A 21,014-nucleotide genomic window follows, 5' to 3' on the forward strand; every position below is an offset into this window, starting at 1 on the left:
ACAATATTGGCGGATCCTGCCAGCCATGGATGCCAGAATGCCCCAACCCGAGCACTACCAGGTCACCATCATCGGCTTTGAGAAAGCCCTGGCCACCGCCATTACCGGCGTCATGGATCTGTTCCGGATGGCGGGCGTAACCTGGGCCCGTATCCACGATCAACAGCCGGAACCAAGGTTCAGCGTTACCCTCGCGACCGCTGACGGTGGCCCCTGCCACTGCGTCAATGGCGTCAGCCTGATGGCCGGCAGCCGCTGGGACACGGCACCACAGGCCGATCTGGTGATCATTCCCACCATCGGCGGCGACATTGACGGGACCCTGGATGCCAACCGGACGCTGCTTCCCCTCCTCCAGCGGTGGCACGACGAAGGCCGCGACCTGGCCAGCAACTGCACCGGCGCCTTCCTTTTGGGGGAGGCCGGCCTGCTGGACGGTCGCGAGGCCACCACTCACTGGGGCTACAGTGGCCTGTTCCGTGAACGCTACCCGGAAGTGGACCTGCGCCCCCACCGGCTGATCACCGCGGATGACAACGTCTTCTGCGCCGGCGGCGGCATGGCATGGCTGGACCTCGGCCTCTTCCTCGTGGAGCGCTACTGCGGCGTGGATACGGCCCGTGCCCTGGCCCGGGCCTTCGTGATGGACATGGGCCGGGAAAGCCAGGCCGCCTATGGCAGCATCCACGCGCGGCGCTACCACCAGGACGAGGCCATCAGCGCGGTACAGGACTGGCTTGCGGAACACCTCGCCGAGTCCATCCGCATTGACCAGCTGGCCGAGCACTTCCATATGACCCCGCGCACCTTCAAGCGCCGCTTCCGCAATGCCACCGGCGATACCCCCCTGCGCTACCTCCAGCAACTGCGCGTGGAAAAGGCCAAGAAACTGCTGGAACAGCCCCACCGGCGCCTGGCGGAAATCACCCGGGCCGTGGGTTACGAAGACACCAGCGCCTTTTCCCGGCTCTTCCATGCCCGTACCGGCATGACGCCGGGGGCCTACCGCAGCCGGTTCCTGCCTTCAACGCCCTCCGGATAACCTGAGGAAAATAAAAGATTGACACTGCGTTAAGCTTTAAATAATCTTTTGCGCACAATAATCGTTCTCATTACGTTTCTTTATCAATTTCAAGCTCAGTCCAGCGGAGAAGAAAGAAAACCATGCAGACAATCCACTCCCGACGCAGAACCCTCGCACTAGCCGTTGCCGCTGCACTCACAACCGGCGCCGCCCAGGCTCAGGAAGGCGGATCCCAGCAGGATTTCACGCTGGATCAGCTGACCATCACCGGCGGACCGGAACGCATCAGCAATGTGCCCGGCTCGGCCCATGTAATCGATGAAGAAGCCCTCGACCGACACAACTACGGTGACCCCATCCGGGTGCTCAGGCAGATCCCGGGCGTGAACATGCGCCAGGAGGACGGTTTCGGTCTCTTCCCGAACATCGGCATGCGGGGCACGGCTACCGGCCGCAGCAGCAAGATCACGCTGATGGAGGACGGCATCCTGGCCGCTCCTGCTCCTTATGCAGCCCCTTCCGCCTACTACTTCCCGCCGGTTGGGCGCATGCACAATGTGGAGGTCCGCAAGGGCTCCAGCGCCATCCAGTACGGCCCCTACACCAACGGCGGCGCCCTCAACATGATCTCGACGCCGATCCCGTCCGAGGAATTCAGTGGCCGCATCCAGTCCATGCTCGGCTCCGACGGCGGTGAGCGCCATCATGCCCACATTGGCGGCTCCGAGGGGCAGTGGGGCTGGATGATCGAGGGCTACACCGACGGTTCCGATGGCTTCCGCGACCTGGATACGCCGCGTGATGTGCAGGGCGAGCGCAGCGAGAACCTGAGCGAGCAGGACACCGGTTTTGAACGCCGCGAATTCGTGGGCAAGCTGCGCTGGCACTCCGCCCCGGGCGCCGAGTACTACCAGCAGGTGGACCTGAAGGTTGGCATGGGCGAGCGCGACGCCAACGAAAGCTACATGGGCCAGACCCTTTCCGATTTCCGGAAGGATCCCTACCGCCGCTATGCCGCCTCGGCCCAGGATCGCTTCCACAGCGAGCGCGAGCAGTACAGCCTGACCCACTACATCGAATTCTCGGAGGATCTCGACCTGAGCACCACGCTCTACCGGAACAACTTTGAGAGGAACTGGTACAAGCTGGGGAATGTTGAGGGCACCAGCCACTCCGAGATCATCACCAACCCTGATGACAATCAGAACCTGCTGAACTGGCTCAAGGGCACCCCGGCCACCAGCGATGCCTACCAGGGACAGAGCAACCGGGGCCTGATCGCCAATGTTGATGCCGGCAACCGCAAGTACTACAGCCAGGGCATCCAAACGGAACTCGGCTATCGCTTTGAAACCGGCGACATCAAGCACGACCTGGACGTGGGTCTGCGCGTCCACGAGGACGAAATCGACCGGCATGAGTGGGACGATGAGTACGCCATGACGGAGACCGGCTCCATGGTGTTCACCGGCACCAGTGGCGGCCCGCGCACCGGCTCCAACCGCAAGACCGAGGCGGATGCCATTGCCGGCTACGTGCTCAACACCATGTCCTTCGGCCGCTGGCAGGTGATGCCAGGCGTGCGTTACGAGTCCATCGATCTGGAGCGCACCGAGTTCGGTGATGTGGCCCGGAGCACCGTCACCGGTGGCCGGGAGAACAGCTACGATGTGGTCACACCGGGCATCGGCGCCACCTACCAGGTCAGCAACGCACTGACATTGCTGGGGGGTGTGCACCGTGGTTTCTCCCCCGCTGGCTCCAAGCCGGATGCGGAAGAGGAAACCAGCATCAACTACGAGCTGGGCGCACGCTACAATCAGGGTGCCTTCTCCTCCGAGCTGATCGCGTTCTACAACGACTACGACAACCTGTTGGCCGAATGCAGCCTCTCCTCCGGGTGTAACAGCCAGCAAGTCCAGAACGGTGAAACCTTCAATGGTGGTGAAGTCGAGATCCAGGGCCTGGAGGCAACAGCACTCTACGATCTGGGCGCGGATCAGCAGCTCGGCCTCAACCTGCCACTCAGCGTGACCTACACCTACACCGAGTCAGAATTCACGAGCAACAACATTGACCGCGAATTCGCCTCCTGGGGCGATGCGCAGAAAGGCGATGAGCTGCCGGATATCCCCGAGCATCAGCTGACCGTCAGCGCTGGCATCGAGACCGGTCCCTGGTCCGGTGACGTGACCGGCAACTACGTCAGCGATGCCCGTTCCGAGGCCGGCAGCGGCGCTATCCCCGCGGACGAGACCATTGAATCCCGGTTCCTGGTGGATGTTTCCGGACGCTACGCCTTCACCGAACAGGTGAGCGGTATTGTGAGCGTCGAGAACGCCACGGATGAGGAATACATCTCATCCTGGAACCCGGCGGGTGCCCGCCCTGGCATGCCACGCACCTACTGGGCCGGTGTTGAAGTGAACTTCTGACATGCCCCCACGGACAGTGCGGACTGACAGAAATGCAACAGTGATGGAAAAAGGGCCCTCGGGCCCTTTTTTCATGGTGGACGAGGCGCGTCCCCTTTAAACCTCAGGGATGCGGTCACGCCTTTCTACCTATTAATGGATTTTTGTTTGCATTTGAGATTGCTTGTCATCTAATATGAAAACCATCGAAGCCAAGCTTCGATCTTGGGCAATCGACCCACCAGGGTCATGGCATGACAGGGACGTCACATCCTCGGGGGGCCTTCTGGCCCCCTTCTTCCTTACAGGGCAGCCGCCACCTCGGTCCCCTGCTGGAAGGCCCGCTTGGCATCAAGTTCCGTGGCGACATCCGCGCCGCCGATCCGATGGGTGATCACACCGCGACGGGTCAGCTCCTCCGACAGATCCCGATACGGCTCCTGCCCCGTGCACACCACCACATTGTCCACCGCCAGGACCCGGTCCTCATGACCGTCCTCCGTCTGGACACTGATGTGTAGCCCTTCGTCATCAATGCGCCGGTACTGTACGCCCGGAATCATCTCGACATTCCGGTTGCGCAGCTGAACCCGATGGACCCAGCCGGTGGTCTTGCCCAGCCCCTTGCCGGGCTTGGAGGTCTTACGCTGCAGCAGGTAGACCTCGCGCGGCGAGCGCTCCGGATGGGGCTCCGTCAGCGCGCCCGGCGACTCCCAGCTCGGGTCGACACCCCATTCGCGCTGCCAGTCAGCAACCGAGATCTGTTGCCCTTCGGGATGATGCTCGAAATCATGGGTCAGGAATTCACCCACGTCGAAGCCAATACCGCCTGCCCCGAGGATGGCCACGGACCGGCCCACGGGCTTATCACGGCGGAGGACATCGAGATAGCCCAACACCTTGGGGTGGTCGATTCCCTCGATCTCCGGGGTTCGTGGTTTCACGCCCGTGGCGATCACCACATCGTCAAAGCCCTCCTCAACCAGAGCATCCGCATCGGCACGGGTGTTGAGGCGGAGATCGATGGCCAGCAGTTCGATCTGGCGATTGTAATAACGCAGGGTTTCGGCGAACTCCTCCTTGCCGGGAATCCGCTTGGCATAGTTGAACTGACCGCCAATCACCGGATCCGCCTCGAACAGCGTCACCTGATGTCCCCGCCTTGCCGCTGTCGTGGCAGCGGCAAGGCCGGCCGGGCCGGCACCCACGACCGCCACACGATGGCTCACCGCGGCAAGGGTCGGATTGAGTTCGGTCTCACGCCCGGCGCGGGGATTAACCAGGCAGCTCGCCTTCTTCGCCTGGAAGACATGGTCAAGGCAGGCCTGGTTGCAGGCGATACAGGTATTGATCTCATCCGCGCGTTCCTGCTCGGCCTTGCGCACGAATTCCGAATCCGCCAGCAGCGGCCGGGCCATGGAAACCATGTCCGCATCACCACGTGCCAGCACGGTCTCGGCCGTGGCCGGGTCATTGATGCGATTGGTGGTCACGACCGGGATCTCGACCTCATTCCGGAACTTGGCTGTCACACCGGTAAAGGCAGCCCGGGGCACCGAGGTGACGATGGTCGGCACGCGTGCTTCATGCCAGCCGATCCCGGTATTGATCAGGGTGGCACCGGCCTGCTCGATCGCCTTCCCAAGCATCAGCACCTCGTCCCAGCTCTGGCCGCCTTCCACCAGGTCCGCCATGGAAAGCCGATAGATCAGGATGAACTCCGGCCCGACCGCTTCCCGGATCCGACGTACGATCTCGACCGGCAGCTGCATGCGATTCTCGAAAGGGCCACCCCACTTGTCCGTTCGCAGGTTGGTGCGCCCGCACAGGAACTGGTTGATGAAATAGCCCTCAGAGCCCATGACCTCGACGCCGTCATACCCGGCCTTCTGCGCGTACCGGGCGGCATCCACGAACGCCCGGATCTGGCGTTCCACACCCCGGGTGGAAAGCGCTCTCGGCTTGAAGGGATTAATAGGCGCCTGGATGGCGGACGCCGAAACGCTGAACGGGTGGTAGCTGTAACGCCCCGCGTGCAGCAGCTGCAGGCAGATCTTTCCACCGGCATCGTGAACCTCGCCCGTGACATGGCGGTGCAGGCGCGCCGTGGCCGGGTTGTTCATGGTGGAGGAAAAAGGCGCCAGCTGGCCGACCATATTGGGGGCAAAGCCACCGGTTACCATCAACCCCACGCCGCCTTCAGCCCTTTCGGCAAAGTAACGCGCCATCTTGTGGAGATTCCAGAACCGGTCTTCCAGGCCCGTGTGCATGGAGCCCATCAGGACCCGGTTGCGCAGCTCGGTAAACCCGAGATCCAGGGGTTCAAGCAGGTTGGGATAGGCACTGTGACTGGTCATTTTCGACTCCGATGCCGGTGACTGACAGGGCGCAGAAGTCTAGCACAACACCGCATCGGGGCAGGAGTCAGCCCTTCTCGGAGAGGTTGTTCAGACAGAGCTGGGCCTGCTGCACAAAGTGGCTGAACGCCTGGAACTGTTCCTGGCCCGGGGGCTGGAACAGATCACTGTTATCCGAATAGAACAGGCCAACGACCCGTTCGCCCACCATCAGCGGACCGAACAGGCCGGCACGGCGCCCGATGTGGCGATCGAACCCTGGTCGATCCAGATTTTTCCAGGGCTTCTCCTGCGGCTTTTCCAGGTGAAACGACTCGCCCCGCAGTACTGCCCTGGTCAGTAACGCATCCCGGTCGTTCATATCGATGATGAATTCATCCCGCCAGTGCGCTGTCCCCTCACCCAGAACCTTGCGAGTGACCAGGTGATTGCCCTTGGGATCGCGCATCAGCAGCACCACCCTCTGGAGCCCGATGGCACGGTGCATGCCTTCCACCACCGTCTGGAACACCAGGTTCAGGTCCGGGTTGTCGACCAACAGTTCCGACAGCTCCCGCAGGATCTGGAGCTGCAGCATGGGGTCACCGTGGGAGTCCAGCTGGCCTTCACCCTGAGCACCACTGTCATCCCGATCCGGCAGCAGAGCCGTGACCTGGGGCATACCGTAAGACACCGCCACCTCCGCCGCTTCGCGGGAGTTCTCCTGGATGCTTTCGAGTAACTCATCCTTGGGCTGCTTCAGTGATCGGGCCAGCTTGTCCACGACCTGATCCACTTCCCGATCCTGCCAGCCGCGCTCAGAGGCTTCCGCCAGTGTCAGTGAATAGCGCACCAGTGACGACGCCGCTGAGTTCGCCCGCCCCGACGAAACCACCTCGCTCACCAGTGGTCCGAGAGACCAGGTGCTCACAAGCCCCCGCGTGATGCTGGCAAAGCTTGCTCCGATAACCTCCTTCTGGGCTTCCACGGGATCCATCTGGTTCATCTTACGGTCCAGCTCATCGGCCTGGGGAATACGGCAGGCCCAGAACGCCAGCTCGCCGATATGGCTGAGCAGCGCGGCCACAAAGACCTCCTCCTTTTTCTCGCCACTGCGTGAAGGCAGGAGAGAGCGGGCCTGGACGGCCGCATGCAGCGACCGCGCCAGACAACGCAGCAGGTGAGTACGTGGATTGCGCGAGAGCAGTGCATCGATCACCAGGGACGAGATCGCCATGGCCCGCACCGCATCAAAACCGATCAGGGTGATGGCCCGGCTGACGGTGCTCACGCTCACCCGGGAGCGGTTGTAGAACACCGTGTTGGAAAGTCTCAGGACCTGAGAGGTCAGGTCCGCGTCCTTGAGGATGACATCCGCCAGCTGGTTGACGGTGGAGCTGTCGCTGTCCGTCAGCTTGCTGATCTCTCTCAGCGTTTCCGCCAGAACCGGCATTTCCACCTGGCTCAGGTACTGCACCCAGTTATTGGGCGACCCGCGGGTCGGGGGCTGTGTGGATTCCGTTTCGGCCATGACACCTCTCGCTACAGCCGTTTCATGAATGCCCGGTAATCAGTCCAGTATAGATCACCAGTGCAGTCGGACCAGCAGGAACGGCTGATCTCCCAGTGTCTGCCGTATCAGCCGGCCATTTTCCTCCCGGTAGCGCACACGGGTATCCAGGCTCATGCCAGCCCCGAGCTCCACGCCCATCCCCCGGTACAGGGAACTGAAGCGCCGGATCAGGGTCAGTTTCCACTCCTCAAGCCGGATCGTACTCTCAAGCCCGCGCTGGTCGTCCAGAGCTCCCCATTTTTCACCCTGGCGTGCCGCCTTCAGAGACCAGCGCCCGTGCGGGCTTCGCCACCGCACCATCCTCGGGAGGTCAAGCGTCACCTGCCCGTAACCCGCGGCAAAGCCACCACGCAGCGCCGGCACCCACTGGAAACGACCAAAGCGATGGTCCCCACGCACCCCGAGCGCCCAGCCTCCGCTGGCAGTCAGGTCACGCCAGAGCCCGAGACGCCCGACCCAGACATCGGAATGGGGTTCCTGATGCTTGAGCACATTGGAAGTCGCATGGATGCCTGCCCTGGCATAAAGCTTCCAGGCGCCGCGCTCTTGCCGGGTCTCCAGCGCCATACGGTGCAGGTGGCCATTGTGGGCGGGCTGGCCGGACCGGATCCGCAGTGGCTGGTAATCCCACACAAAACGCAGCCCATGCCGGTCTCCCACCTGCAGACCGCGAACCGAACGGCTGACGGGCTCCGCGGCCGTCGCGGGGCCCGGCTCGTCGTAATCCCGCCACTGCTGCCATTCCAGAGAACCGTAACCCCAGACTGCGGCCGGAAACATGAAGGTCAGCCCGGCAAGCGCTTGCAACAGTGGGCGCACGCCCCTGATACTCGTCACTCCCATATCCGGCTCCCCTGGATGCCCATGCAGACGTCTTTCTCCAACCATAGCCTGCTCCCCCAACAGCTGCCCAGCATCGAGGAAGCACAGTGGCAGCACCTGGCGCCGGACTATGCGCGCATGGTCCTGCTGAGCGGACTCGCATTCTGGCTGCCGGCCGGGGCCGCCGGGCTGGCGCTCAGCGCCCTGGGTGTCATCCCCCTCAGCGCCATGCTGGTGGCGGCCGCGTGGCTGGTACTGCTGATACCCACCCTGCTCAGCTATCCCGCCGCCAGGGTCAAGCGCTATGCCATCCGCGAGCAGGATGTCCTCTTCCATGAAGGCCTGCTATGGAAAAACACGACCGTCATCCCGCGTAACCGCATCCAGCACATCCAGACCGAGAACGGCCCGCTGGAACGCTGGTTCGGGCTGGTCACTCTCAAGTGCTACGGCGCCGGTGGCCAGCAGGCGGACCTGGTGATTCCGGGACTGGAGGAGACCCTGGGGCAGCAGCTGCGCCAGTACCTGCTTAATCAGGCCGACGATACAGAGAACCCGGAGCACACCGGCGGGGACGATGACGTACAGCAGTGACTGGCACCGGGTCTCGCCCCTGGCCATCATCCATCACGGCCTGACCTTCCTGCGCCAGCTGGTGGGCAGCAATCCGGGCCCACTGCTGGGGCTGGTCGCGGGTACGGTAGCGTTCGCACGCGAATCCCCCCTGATGATCGCCACCACGGCCCTGACACTGGTCCTCCTCGGTGTGGCCATGGCGGTCATGGGCTGGCTCCGGTTCCTCTACCGTGTCCACGACGGCGCCCTCCAGGTGCAACAGGGTGTGTTCACCCGGCACAAGCTGACCCTGGCGTTCGAACGCATACAGAACGTGCGGCTCGAGCGCCCGGTCTACCTCAGGCCTTTCGGGCTCGCTCGGCTGACCATTGAATCCGCGGGCTCCGCCAGCGAAGAGGTGCACCTGCCCGGCATTCCCCTTGCTGAGGCGGAAGGCCTCCGGGATCGCGCCCTGCATGAAACGCCCTCCCGGCAGGCGCCGGAGGCAGAGGTCCCCGGTGCCGACTCTCCCGCCAGCCAGGAGCTGCTCAGACGCCGCCCCTCGGACCTGATCATCTACGGCATCAGCAGCCCGGCCATCCTGTGGGGCGGCGCCATTGCAGCCTCGCTGCTGGGCGCACTGACCCGGAACATGGGGGATGCCCGGAACCAGCAGGCCGAGCAGGCCATGAACACGTTGCTTGAGGCCATGCCGGGCTGGCTTCCGGATTTCCTGGTGCTGCCGCTGGCCATACTGCTGTTGCTGTTACTGATGGCCCTCGCCTCGATGACCATGGCACTGCTGCGCTATCAGGGCTACCAGCTGTTCCGGGAGGGCGAACGCTACCGTGTCACCTCCGGGCTGGTGACACGGCGTGAGCAGGGCATCCGCCACCAGCGCATCCAGCATCTGCATATGGCTCAGAGCTTTGTGGCCCGCCTGTTCCGGCGCCACCACCTCAGCTGCCATCCCATTGGCCCCTCACTGCCGGACCAGCCGGATGGCGGCGGTGGCGCTCTCATGGCCCCCTCCCTCACTCCCGTTGAGCAGGCCCGCATCATCGAAGCACTGTACCCGGGCCTGGACTGGGAAAACCTCCGCTTCCAGCAGGTGAGTGCCCGTTTCATGCTGCCACGGTTCGCGTTCTGGGGGCTGCTGGCAGTAATCACTGCTGTCTGGGTGGCGGTGAGTGACGTACCGGCCTGGACTCTGGCCCTCTTCCTGCCGGTACCCCCACTGATCCTGCTCAACTGGCGCCGCCAGGGCTGGTGCCTGCAGGGTGAACGGCTGATCCTGCGCGGCGGTCTTATCGGCTGCCACTACACCCTGTTCGACGCCTATCGGGTACAGACGCTGAGACTGTTCCAGAACCCGCTCCAGCGCCACGCAGGCCTGGCCAACCTGGGCATCAGGCTGGGCTCCGGAGGGTTCCGGATCCCCTTCATCCCCTGGGGGACTGGAGCCCGTCTCATGGACCATCTTCTCTGGCAGGTGGAAACCAGCCGCGCGCCCTGGCTGTAACACCCCACCATGAGCTGTAAGTGCTAGAATTTATGGAAAAGCACCTGCAGATACCGGGTCGGCCAACTTGTTCCAGCTTCTCAACCGCCAGGGTCTCGAGCACAACGACCGGGATGCCGAGGACGACAGTACCACCATCAATCTGGAACGGGTCGGGCGTACGCGCATTGAGGACCTGGTCTCAAGCACCCGCGAGGTCCCCTGGACCCTGACCCTTGCGCAACTCCTGTGGACTGCGGGACCGGTAACCTTCCTCGCATTGCAGGGGGGGTCGCTGCTGGGTTACGGCGAGCCGGTTGAACTCCGCACCTACCTGTTCTTTGCCATCTACGTGTTCATCGCCGCCATCATCGGCGTGGTCGCCCGCATCATGGCAACCACCATCCGTGGCCGGAAACAGGAGACCGTACGGACCAACATCACCCGCACACTGGATATGATCCCCGACCTGATCTTCACCGCCAGGGATCTGCACCTGGGCACCCTGACCAAGCCCGAGCGCCAGCGCGACGCCGCCTCGATTCTCCTGCGCAAACAGGATCTGGGGTCAAACACCATCTCCGTTGCGGTCTTTGACCTGACCAATGACAACACCCTTGCCACCATCGCGGAAGAAATCGAGGTCTTCCGGCGCGCCGGTATGTTCAGCCGCATCCGGGACCTCAACCTCCGGTATGAGGAACACATCGAAGCTGCACTGACGCAGCTCAAGGAATATTCGGGCGAGATCGCCGACCTGCTGCGCGAACGCCTCCAGGGTCACGCGCCCAACCAGGACGAGGGCGTGGCCCGTGGCGACCATTTCATCAGCCAGGTCTATGCCGCCGCGCATCAGGAGGACCTGTCCCTGATGACTCTGGAGGACGTCGAAGACATCCTGGGCCTGGCTTTCGAACTGCTCAGCGGACGTGAGATCACCCGCCTGACCCTCGACTACGAGGGCGACTGGCAGCTGGCCAGGGCTCTGGACGAGCTGGAACGCTGGCACAATGCCTATCGGCAGGTTAAGGCCTCGGCCGTGCTCTATCTGCGTGAGCTGGCCTATTTCCTGATTGAGACCCGTCTGACATCGCTGGACCACAGCATTCTGGAGGCCGATACCGACACCCTGTTGCAGGAAACCAGTAACGCGCTGACACGCCTGGTCGGGCGCCTGCGCTGGTCCGGCCGGGATGAACTCGAGACCAACCGCCGCGCCGTGCGCAATCTCCGCATGGCCCTGCGCTATGCCAAGCTCACCCGTCAGGCAGTGGGGCGCCTGCAGGACCGCTACGTGCGTTACGTCCGTGCCCTTGAGCGCTGGACACTGCTGCGCGAACGCCTGTTCGAGAACGAAAGCCTGGCACTGCCGGGTGAGGGACTGCGCATCCGCGAAAGCACCATCTCCCTCAATGACGAACAGAAACTGGAGTTCGCCGGCCAGTTCGTACGCTACCTGGACGACCATGGCATTGAACCGGGCAACATGGGGGTGCTGAGGCATGACTCGCCCATGTCACTCCAGCATGCCAAGCACCTCGCCATAAGGGTACTTCTGATCCTGCGGCCGCTGCTCGACCTGGACAACCCCAGTGTCCAGCGCGCACTGGAAAGCAGCCGTGGCGCCTTTCTGGAAGGACTGGAAATGAGCTTCAGTGCGGATGCCAAGGCGGGACTTGGTGCGGCCGTGGTCAAGGAACTTTCGGACAACCTGGGGCCAGCGGCCGAGCTGATTGCCCTGCGCCTGACCAAGCTCTACCGCATGCCCCTGTCACAGAACGTGCGTAATTTTCTGGTGGAGCACTTTGACGCCAATCCCGAACGGCTGCAGTTCATCTCGGACTCGGCACGGGATGACGAACAGGACGAAGCCCCCCCGATTCCCCATGCCCCCGCCATGGTCCACAACTATGAGGAATGGCGGGCGCCGATCGAGGCGGCGGAAGGGCTTCTCGGGCAGCTTCTGAGACAGGTGGAAAGCGGCTGATCAGCCCGCCCTCAGGCCTGATCCTCAAGCAGCTCGAAGGTCATGCCCGAGGCGTTCTGAAGCCGTTCCAGCAGCTGGCCGTCCAGCGCCGTGGCCGGGGTCCAGAAGCCACCCCCGACCTGCTCCCGGTCAACATCCCGGGCAAGGCAGACACCGGCCTGCCCCAGCATTTTCGAGGTCGCGCCATAGCCGGGGTCACGATCCCCTGTCACCTTGCCGCGCAGGGTCTCGCCATCCTCGGTTTCGCCAAAGAACCTCAGGTCGAAGAAGCCTTTCTCCCGGGCTTCACGCGAGGGCCCCTGACCGGGCTTTGGCACCACGAAGCGCTCCAGCAGCCAGCGGGTCGGCGCAATGGAAGCCCCCAGCATGAAGCCCCCCATGAAACCGGTCATCCCCCAGCCGGTGGCGCGCCCCTTGAGGCCCCTGCCCACCAGCACGGCCTCGTCATAGTGGAAGTCACTGCCGTAGGCCTTGCCGGAAAGCGCATTGGAACGATGCACCACCCGGGTGTTGATCGCCGCCATCACGAAAGGCGCGGTCCAGGCCTGGAAATCCGGATCATACTCGGCTTTCTTCACGGTGTGCTGGCGCGCTGTGAAGCCATGGTTCGGCGGACAGATGGAGTAGGGGTTGGCGAGCTCCCGGCGCAGCTCCGGATTGGAGGACGCCTCCTTCACCACATTCAGAAGACTGGCGACAGTACCGCCGGAAAGCTCTCCCTTGGCCGCCTTCACCCGCATACTCACCCGGGTCAGCGGCTTGCCGAAACGCGCCTGCGCCTGCTCCTGCATGAACCAGACCCCCATGTCCGAGGGAATGGAATCAAAGCCACAGCAATTGACGATGCGCGCTCCCGAGTTCCGGGCCGTGTCCTCATACTTCTGGATCATCTGGCGCAGCCACTGGACCTCGCCGGTCAGGTCACAGTAGTCAGTACCACTCTCGGCACAGATCCGGACCAGAGGCTCACCGTAGAGTGCATAGGGCCCGACGGTGGAGATGACCACACGCGTGCCGTCACACATGGACTGGAGTGCTGCCTCGTCCGAGGCATCCGCCACGATCACGGGCAGATCCACCGCCATGGAGCCCAGCTCCGAGCGCAGCGCTTCCAGCTTCTGCTCGGAACGTCCGGCGATCGCCCAGGTCAGGTCCTCGCCCACACCAAAGGTATGCAGCAGGTATTCAGCCAGGATGCGCCCCACAAAACTGGTGGCACCGAAGACAACAACGTCGTATCCGTTCTGGTTCATCATGGTTTCCCTCTGCGGTTCCACTAAAGCCGTTGAATGGCAACTGCCGTGATGATACGCACGCAGAACGCTGGATGACAGCTGGGGGAGCCGCTATTCTTGACCCTTTTTCAGGGAACGGGAGATCCAGATGGAAAAATGCGCCCTGCGTATCATCACCCTGCTGCTGTCCATGCTGCTGCTGGCAGGGTGTTCCAGCATGCAGCAATCCATCCACGATGCGGCCATCAACTACGAAACCAGCGCCGCCGGCCTTGAATCACAGGAGCTGACGTTCGAGTACGGCGAGCTCAGCATCCTGCGCACGCCGGAGCTGCGCGAAAACCGCCAGACCCTGATACTGGTTCACGGCTTCGGCGCCAACAAGGAAAACTGGCTGAAGCTGGCCCAACAGCTGGAGGGTGAGTACAACATTGTCGCCCCTGACCTCCCCGGCCATGGCGACAGCGTCCAGGATCCCGGACTTGCCTATGGTATTCCCCGCCAGGCGCAGCGACTGATGCAGCTTCTGGACCGCCTGGACATCGAGCATGCCCACCTGGCCGGCAACTCCATGGGAGGCGCCATCGTCGCCGTAGCCGCAGCGGAATACCCGGCTCGGATTACCAGCCTTTCGCTTCTCAATAACGCAGGCATCCATGAACACCCGGCGGAACTGGACAGGCGCCTGGCCAGGGGAGAGAACCCGCTGGTTCTGAACGATCCGTCCGACTACGACGAATTGATGGCCTTCGCCATGAACGAGCCCCCTTTTATCCCCTGGCCGATAAGCTCCGTAATGGCCCGTGAAGCCTACCGCAACCGTGACATCAACCGGAAAATCTTCGAGGACATGGAGGCGGACCGGGAGATGGATTTCCGGGCCATTCTGGCGCGCATCCAGGCTCCAACACTGGTTCTCTGGGGCGCTGATGACCGCATCATTGATGCCGCCAACGCGCCCCTGGTGGCGGAAGCGATTCCGGACAGTCGCCTGGAGATCCTTGAGGGCATCGCGCATATGCCCATGATCGAGGCGCCCGGGAAAACCGCCGAACTGATGCGGGCGCTGATCAGCGGGACAGCCGATCGCATCGAGCATCAGGCCGGAATGAACTAGAACCGGGTACGCCCCCTTAACAGCACCTGCATCTGGTCGATGCTGTCGTCTCCATCCAGCGGGAATGCAAAGTCCAGGTGCAGCATCCGCTGCACCTCGATCCGGCTGGAGGCCAGTCGAAACCCGAATCCCACGTCCTTCAGGACACCATCGTCCGGGCCATTGTGACGCCCGTCATCAAACCATGCCCGCCCTACATCCGTGAACAACACACCGCCCATACGGAAGAGACTGAGCGGATGCCAATCCGGGAAATAACGCCGCTCCAGCGTCCAGAGCGCACGCCGGTTGCCCTGCTGGTACTCACTGGGGTAACCCCGCAGGCCATTGTCGCCACCGATCAGCAGCTGCTGGTCCGCGGTGAGGTTGCGTGCCGCCGTGAATGACAGATTGGTATACCAGCTGTTCCAGCGCACAGCTCCCCCATGGAAATAGTCCAGGCTGAACGTGCCCTGGAGGTTCTCGACACGGCTCTCATCCAGCCGATAGGTGCCACTCTGGCTGAGCGTATATCGGGCATAGCGGGTGTCGCTGGCCAGAAGGGCATCGCTGAACGACATATTCAGTACCACCCGATCCTCGGTGGCCCCCAGCCCGGGCGATGAATAGCCCAGCTCCGTGCGCCACACAAAACCATCGCGGACGTCCTCCACCCGCTGCAGCCGGGTCAGGTTCACCATCTCCCGGAAGCGATTCTGTCGGTAATCGAAACCAATCCACGGGTAACTCAGGGTCCGGTCCTCCGGCAGTATATCCAGGGCCGGTTCATCCGGAAGACGCTCAAATGCGAAAGCTTCATAGCGATACCCCCCGAGCAGCCGCAGCTGGCGGTCGCCGCGTTCCGCCAGCCGCCAGCCCCAGTCCACACTGGCGTACTCACGACTGCGGCGGTAATCGGCGATGGCCTCTGCCCCCACAAAGCGCGACTCCTCCCGCACGTCGTCCACGCCCTGGAGCCCCACACGCCATCCCGACTGCTCACTATAGAAGGGGCGTTCCAGGTAGGCGCTGCGTCCACGCCCGTCACTGCGCTGGTCATAGGAGAAGCCGCTCTGCCAGTGGGAACCGAGCACGTTGGGATCATCGAAATCGAGGCTGGTTTCGGTGCGATCCGGATCACTGGTGTAGGAAACGCCCAGGCTCTTGCCGGAGCCCAGGAAATTGGGATCGGAGAGGCCGGCATTCGTCGTGTTCTCGCCCCCGGAACGGGACGCACCGAAACTGGGCAGCAGCGTCCAGGTATCCCGAGCCAGGACGCTTACCTCCACCTTATCGCCACAGACACGGGTGACGCCCACCCAGGCGGCCGTCAGGTATTCGCGCTGACGCAGGATCCGTTCGGATTCAGCAAGCAGGCCCGGCTCATAACTGTCGCCCTGATCAAAGACCAGCTGAGCCCGCAGGGCCGACTTCCAGGTAGGGGTGTTGAGGGCATTCAAAGCCCGGTAAAGGGCATTGTCCTGCTCTGGCTCACTGGTATCAAAAATAGGGCGGCGAACGATGCGGATTCGGCCTACACGGCTCCCGTCCGGAATAACCAGGTCACTCTGCCGGGCCAGTTGATCACGCGGCTGATCAAGGTCAATGGCTTCGGGCTGGACACTGCTGGCTAGACAGTTGCCGTCGCCACCCGCCTGAGCCAGAGCCTGGACACTGACCAGGGCGGCGCCCAGACCGAAAAGGACGCGCTTCAGGAGGCGGATTCCAGCTTCACTCCGCCCCACCATGACGCCCCTGGCCATCACGAAAACGGGCAGCGCCACTTACCGTCTCACCTGAGGACAGGGTGCGCTGTCCATGCGTGAATTCATTGGCAATCGCCTCCGTCTCGCACATTCCCCACTGCTCCAGAGCGCTGAGCCGGTCTTCCCGGAGACAGGTCCAGGGATGCCCCGCCAGTTGACGCGCGAGCTCCACGGCGCGCGCGATTGCCTGGCCCGTTGGCACCAGCCGGTTGACGAGCCCCATCCGCTGCCCCTCATCCGCCGCCACGTCCCTGCCGGTGAGGATCATGTCCATGGCATGACTCTGCCCAATCAATCGGGGAAGACGCACTGTGCCACCATCAATCAACGGCACCCCAAAGCGGCGACAGAAAACGCCAAATACCGCGGTTTCATCCGCTACCCGGAGATCACACCAAGCGGCCAGCTCCAGGCCACCGGCCACACAGTAGCCACTCACCGCAGCAATGACGGGCTTGGTCAAACGCATGCGAGTAGGGCCCATGGGGCCATCGCCTTCGGGAGACAGGCGGTTACGGCCGTCGCCGCTGGCCACCGCCTTCAGGTCGGCCCCGGCGCAGAAATGCTCTCCAGCACCGGAGAGGACGGCCACCCTGGCCTGTTCGTCTTTTTCGAAGGCACGGAATGCGTCAGCCAGCGCATCCGCAGTGGGGCCATCCACAGCGTTCCGGACATGAGGACGTTCAATGCGGATCAGGTGGAGGGCTCCGTCCTTCTCAACGGTCACGGTTCGGGTCATGGGACGGAACTCCGGATGCTGAATTCAGTACGCAGGGTGTATCGCCCAACTATAGCGTCCGTTCCCGCAGGCGTCAGTGGGGAAAGAAACCATTCAGGGCGTCAAGCACCTCGGAGAGCCGGTTCACGCCAGTCACCTGCATGCCTTCGGGCGGGCGTTTCGGCACATTGGCCGAAGGCACCAGCGCCTTGCCGAAGCCGTGCTTGGCCGCCTCCAGAATGCGTTCCTGGCCGCTGGGAACAGGCCGGATCTCACCGGAGAGGCCCACTTCGCCGAAGATGACCAGGTCCCTGGGCAGGGGCCGGTCCCGGAAAGAGGAAATGATAGCGGAGAGCAACGCCAGGTCAGCCGTGGTCTCGGCTACCTTGACGCCACCGACCACATTCACGAAGACATCCTGGTCGCCGCAGTGGAGGCCGCCATGACGATGCAGCACCGCCAGCAGCATGGCCAGCCGGTTCTGGTCCAGCCCCACCGCCACGCGGCGGGGGTAGCCCCCCTGGCTGTCGTCCACCAGGGCCTGGATCTCCACAAGGAGCGGGCGCGTGCCCTCCCAGACCACCATCACCACACTGCCGGGGGCCGCCTCCGAACCCCGGTTCAGGAAGATCGCGCTGGGGTTGCGCACCTCGCGCAGTCCCTGCTCCAGCATGGCGAAAACGCCCAGCTCGTTCACGGCACCGAAGCGGTTCTTGATGCCCCGCAGGGTGCGGTAACGGCTGTCGCTGTCGCCCTCCAGCATCAGTGAAGCATCAATCATGTGCTCCAGGACCTTGGGGCCAGCCAGTCCACCGTCCTTGGTCACGTGCCCCACGAGGAAGAGCACCACGCCGCTCTGCTTGGCAAAACGGGTCAGCGTGGCCGCGCTCTCGCGCACCTGGGAAACGGAACCGGGCGCGGACTCCACGTCCGCAACGTGCATCACCTGGATGCTGTCGACCACCATGATCGTCGGCTTTTCTTCGCCGGCCACCTCCAGCATGCGCTCCACACCGGTTTCCGACAGCATGCGCACGCCGCTGGCACTCAGCTCCAGACGCTTGGCACGCAGTGCCACCTGCTGCAGGGACTCCTCGCCGGTGACGTAGAGAACAGACTGGGAGCGGGCCAGTTCGCACAGCACCTGGAGCAGGAGTGTGCTCTTGCCGGCCCCGGGATGACCGCCCAGAAGCACGGCGGAACCGGCTACAAGTCCGCCACCGAGCACGCGGTCGAACTCGGTGATACCGGTTGGAATGCGCGGCTCCTCGGTGAGATCGATGTCGTCAAGGGACTGGATCGCGGCGCGCTGGCCGGTATAGCCGGCAAATCGGCTCTCACGTGCCTCCCCGGCAGTATCGCCCCCGAGGCGGACTTCCGAGAGGGTGTTCCAGGCACCGCAGGCGCCACACTGGCCCTGCCACTTGCTGTATTCGGCGCCGCAGTCACCGCAGACGTAGGCGGTACGGGCCTTGCTGCGCTTACTCATCCCTGCCGCCTCCGTGGCATTCAGCGGGCGCTGAACTCATGCACTGCGTCGACCATGACCTTTGCCTTGTCCGGGTCCACATCCAGGTGCACACCGTGCCCCAGATTGAAGACATGACCGGGACCGGTGCCGTATTCACCCAGGATCCGCTCCACCTCGCTGCGGATCACATCATCGGGCGCGTACAGCGTGGAGGGATCCAGGTTGCCCTGCAGAGCGACCTGATCACCCACACGCTGCCGGGCTTCGCCGATGTGGGTCGTCCAGTCCAGCCCCAGGCAGTCCGCGCCACAGCCGGCCATGGTCTCGAGCCATTGACCGCCATTCTTGGTGAAGACAATCACGGGCACCTGACGGCCATCGTTTTCACGGATCAGGCCATCAATAATGCGCTGCATGTAATCCAGCGAGAATGCCCGGTACGCCTGGGGGCTGAGCGCCCCGCCCCAAGTGTCAAAGATCTGCACCACCTGGGCGCCGGCCCGGATCTGGGCGTTGAGATAGTCGGTCACCGCATCCGCCAGCTTGCCCAGCAGCCCATGCAGGACCTCCGGGCTTTCCATCATCAGCCGCTTGATGCCCCGGAAATCCTTGCTGGAACCGCCTTCCACCATATAGGTGGCCAGCGTCCAGGGGCTGCCGGCAAAACCGATCAGCGGAACGCGGCCGTTGAGCTCGCGGCGGATCGTGGATACCGCGTTCATCACGTAACCCAGGTCGCGCTCCGCATTCAGCTCTGGCAGTGCCGCCACATCCTCGGCCGTCGTGACGGTCTTACGGAAGCGCGGGCCCTCGCCGGTGACGAAGTGCAGTCCCAGGTCCATGGCATCCGGAATGGTGAGGATGTCGGAGAAGAGGATGGCCGCGTCCAGATCGAAGCGCTCAAGCGGCTGGAGAGTGACCTCACAGGCCAGGCTGTCGTCCTGGCACAGGGCCATGAAACTGCCCGCCTGCTCGCGCACCCGGCGGTATTCAGGCAGGTAACGCCCGGCCTGGCGCATCATCCAGACCGGGGTGGCATCCACAGGCTCGCCGGCGATGGCGCGTAACAGCCTGTCGTTTTGGAGTGGGGTCATTAAATATCCAGATAGTCCATGATGCCGTCGGCGGCCTTGCGCCCCTCGGCCACGGCCGTAACGACCAGGTCCGAGCCGCGCACCATGTCGCCGCCGGCAAAGATTTTGGGGTTTGACGTCTGGTACGGGTACTGGCTTGTTTCCGGAGCCATAACCCGGCCACCATCGTCGGTTTCCACGTTCTGGTCGTCAAACCAGTCCGAGGGGCTGGGCCGGAAGCCGAACGCCACCAGGACGGCGTCCGCGGGAATCACTTCCTCGCTGCCCGGCACCGCCTCGGGGCGGCGGCGACCGTTCTCATCCGGATCACCCAGCTGGGTCTGAACCACCTTCACACCTTCCACCCGGTCTTCGCCGATAATGGCGATGGGCTGGCGGTTGAACTTGAACTGCACCCCCTCTTCCTTCGCGTTGTAGACCTCCTTGCGCGACCCCGGCATGTTGGCCTCGTCACGCCGATAGGCACAGGTGACGCTGGCGGCCTGCTGGCGGATGGCGGTGCGGTTGCAGTCCATGGCGGTATCGCCACCCCCGAGCACGACCACGCGCTGGCCCTTCATGTTGATGAAGCGCCCGTCTTCGCTGTCGAAGCCGAGGCGGCGATTCACGTTGGAGACCAGGTATGGCAGGGCTTCATAGACCCCCGGCAATTCCTCGCCCGGGAAGCCGCCCTTCATATAGGTGTAGGTGCCCATGCCCATGAAGACAGCATCGTACTCTTTGAGCATGTCCTCAATGGCCACGTCCGTGCCCACATCCACTCCCAGGCGGAACTCGATACCCATGCCTTCGAACACTTCCCGGCGCGTGCGCATCACGTGCTTTTCCAGCTTGAACTCGGGAATGCCAAAGGTCAGGAGGCCCCCGATCTCAGGATAGCGGTCATAGACCACCGGTTTCACACCATTACGCGCCAGCACGTCCGCACAGGAGAGCCCGGCAGGGCCGGCCCCGATAACGGCCACCCGGTAGTCCGTCCACTCGACCTTTGACAGGTCCGGGCGCCAGCCCAGGGCGAAAGCGGTGTCCGTGATGTATTTCTCCACGGAGCCGATGGTCACGGCCCCAAAGCCATCATTGAGGGTGCAGGCCCCTTCGCAGAGCCGGTCCTGGGGGCAGACACGGCCACAGACCTCGGGCAGCGAGTTGGTCTGGTGGCACAGTTCGGCAGCCTTGAGGATATTGCCTTCGGACACCAGCTGCAGCCAGTTCGGGATGTAGTTGTGAACCGGGCACTTCCACTCGCAGTAAGGGTTCCCACAGTGCAGGCACCGGTGGGACTGTGAGGCCGCCTCCTGCTTACGGAACGGCTTGTAGATCTCGCCGAATTCCTCGCGGCGGGTGGTCACCGCCACCTTCTCCGGGTCGCAGCGCCCGACCTCAATGAACTGGAAGTTGTTGTTCAGTCGTTCAGCCATGAAT

At 63.3% G+C, this 21,014-nt stretch carries 15 protein-coding genes; 6 read left to right on the forward strand and 9 right to left on the reverse strand.

The genetic code is table 11. The features are described 5' to 3' along the window. Positions 1 to 37 precede the first annotated feature (37 nt). Together F3089_RS08285 and F3089_RS08290 are read left to right on the forward strand one after the other, a co-directional pair. Entirely contained in the window at positions 38 to 1,042 is a 1,005-nt protein-coding gene (locus tag F3089_RS08285) for a GlxA family transcriptional regulator (RefSeq protein ID WP_151440380.1), read from the forward strand. Positions 1,043 to 1,164: 122 nt separating this feature from the next. Next, complete coding sequence (locus F3089_RS08290; protein WP_151440381.1) at positions 1,165 to 3,459, forward strand: TonB-dependent receptor family protein; 2,295 nt, start codon at positions 1,165 to 1,167, stop codon at positions 3,457 to 3,459. A gap of 281 nt (positions 3,460 to 3,740) precedes the next feature. Here F3089_RS08290 and F3089_RS08295 read toward each other — a convergent pair whose 3' ends face one another. The 3 genes from F3089_RS08295 to F3089_RS15855 all read right to left on the reverse strand — a co-directional run bounded on the left by F3089_RS08295 (position 3,741) and on the right by F3089_RS15855 (position 8,190). After that, positions 3,741 to 5,795, reverse strand: coding sequence for an NADPH-dependent 2,4-dienoyl-CoA reductase (locus F3089_RS08295; RefSeq protein WP_151440382.1), 2,055 nt, complete (start codon positions 5,793 to 5,795; stop codon positions 3,741 to 3,743). Positions 5,796 to 5,862: 67 nt separating this feature from the next. Next, entirely contained in the window at positions 5,863 to 7,305 is a 1,443-nt protein-coding gene (locus tag F3089_RS08300) for an HDOD domain-containing protein (protein WP_151440383.1), read from the reverse strand. Positions 7,306 to 7,359: 54 nt separating this feature from the next. Then, complete coding sequence (locus tag F3089_RS15855; RefSeq protein WP_192497310.1) at positions 7,360 to 8,190, reverse strand: hypothetical protein; 831 nt, start codon at positions 8,188 to 8,190, stop codon at positions 7,360 to 7,362. Positions 8,191 to 8,211: 21 nt separating this feature from the next. Here F3089_RS15855 and F3089_RS15860 point away from each other — a divergent pair, with 21 nt between their 5' ends. The 3 genes from F3089_RS15860 to F3089_RS08320 all read left to right on the forward strand — a co-directional run bounded on the left by F3089_RS15860 (position 8,212) and on the right by F3089_RS08320 (position 12,212). After that, positions 8,212 to 8,763, forward strand: a complete 552-nt coding sequence (locus F3089_RS15860; protein WP_192497311.1) for a PH domain-containing protein — start codon at positions 8,212 to 8,214, stop codon at positions 8,761 to 8,763. After that, positions 8,747 to 10,246 carry a PH domain-containing protein gene (locus tag F3089_RS08315; RefSeq protein ID WP_151440386.1) on the forward strand — a complete coding sequence of 500 codons (1,500 nt, stop codon included), beginning with the start codon at positions 8,747 to 8,749 and terminating at the stop codon, positions 10,244 to 10,246. The genes F3089_RS15860 and F3089_RS08315 overlap by 17 nt, the downstream gene beginning before the upstream one ends. A 67-nt stretch (positions 10,247 to 10,313) precedes the next feature. Then, positions 10,314 to 12,212, forward strand: a complete 1,899-nt coding sequence (locus F3089_RS08320; protein ID WP_151440387.1) for a hypothetical protein — start codon at positions 10,314 to 10,316, stop codon at positions 12,210 to 12,212. 11 nt (positions 12,213 to 12,223) lie between these two features. On the opposite strand, the gene F3089_RS08325 is transcribed toward F3089_RS08320, so the two are convergent. Further along, entirely contained in the window at positions 12,224 to 13,465 is a 1,242-nt protein-coding gene (locus tag F3089_RS08325; RefSeq protein ID WP_151440470.1) for a saccharopine dehydrogenase family protein, read from the reverse strand. A 130-nt stretch (positions 13,466 to 13,595) separates the two neighbouring features. Between F3089_RS08325 and F3089_RS08330 the strand changes: the two genes are divergently transcribed. Continuing rightward, the gene (locus F3089_RS08330; protein ID WP_151440388.1) at positions 13,596 to 14,564 is read left to right on the forward strand and encodes an alpha/beta fold hydrolase; all 969 of its coding nucleotides are present in this window, start codon (positions 13,596 to 13,598) and stop codon (positions 14,562 to 14,564) included. Here the strand turns inward: F3089_RS08330 and F3089_RS08335 are convergent. From F3089_RS08335 to F3089_RS08355, 5 genes are all read right to left on the reverse strand, one after another. Continuing rightward, complete coding sequence (locus F3089_RS08335; protein WP_225741715.1) at positions 14,561 to 16,327, reverse strand: BamA/TamA family outer membrane protein; 1,767 nt, start codon at positions 16,325 to 16,327, stop codon at positions 14,561 to 14,563. The two genes, F3089_RS08330 and F3089_RS08335, sit on opposite strands and share 4 nt — an antisense overlap. Next, complete coding sequence (locus tag F3089_RS08340) at positions 16,275 to 17,048, reverse strand: crotonase/enoyl-CoA hydratase family protein (RefSeq protein WP_151440389.1); 774 nt, start codon at positions 17,046 to 17,048, stop codon at positions 16,275 to 16,277. The genes F3089_RS08335 and F3089_RS08340 overlap by 53 nt, the downstream gene beginning before the upstream one ends. 73 nt (positions 17,049 to 17,121) lie before the next feature. Further along, on the reverse strand, positions 17,122 to 18,516 hold the full coding sequence (radA, locus tag F3089_RS08345) for a DNA repair protein RadA (protein ID WP_151440390.1): 1,395 nt from the start codon (positions 18,514 to 18,516) through the stop codon (positions 17,122 to 17,124). 20 nt (positions 18,517 to 18,536) lie between these two features. Beyond that, complete coding sequence (hemE, locus tag F3089_RS08350) at positions 18,537 to 19,592, reverse strand: uroporphyrinogen decarboxylase (RefSeq protein WP_151440391.1); 1,056 nt, start codon at positions 19,590 to 19,592, stop codon at positions 18,537 to 18,539. After that, positions 19,592 to 21,010 (reverse strand): glutamate synthase small subunit GltD family protein, encoded by a 1,419-nt coding sequence (locus tag F3089_RS08355; protein ID WP_095618139.1) that lies wholly within the window; start codon positions 21,008 to 21,010, stop codon positions 19,592 to 19,594. The genes hemE and F3089_RS08355 overlap by 1 nt, the downstream gene beginning before the upstream one ends. Positions 21,011 to 21,014 lie beyond the last annotated feature (4 nt).

Origin of the sequence: Halospina sp. K52047b, assembly GCF_008709855.1 — a bacterium.
Lineage (GTDB): Bacteria > Pseudomonadota > Gammaproteobacteria > Pseudomonadales > Oleiphilaceae > Halospina > Halospina utahensis_B.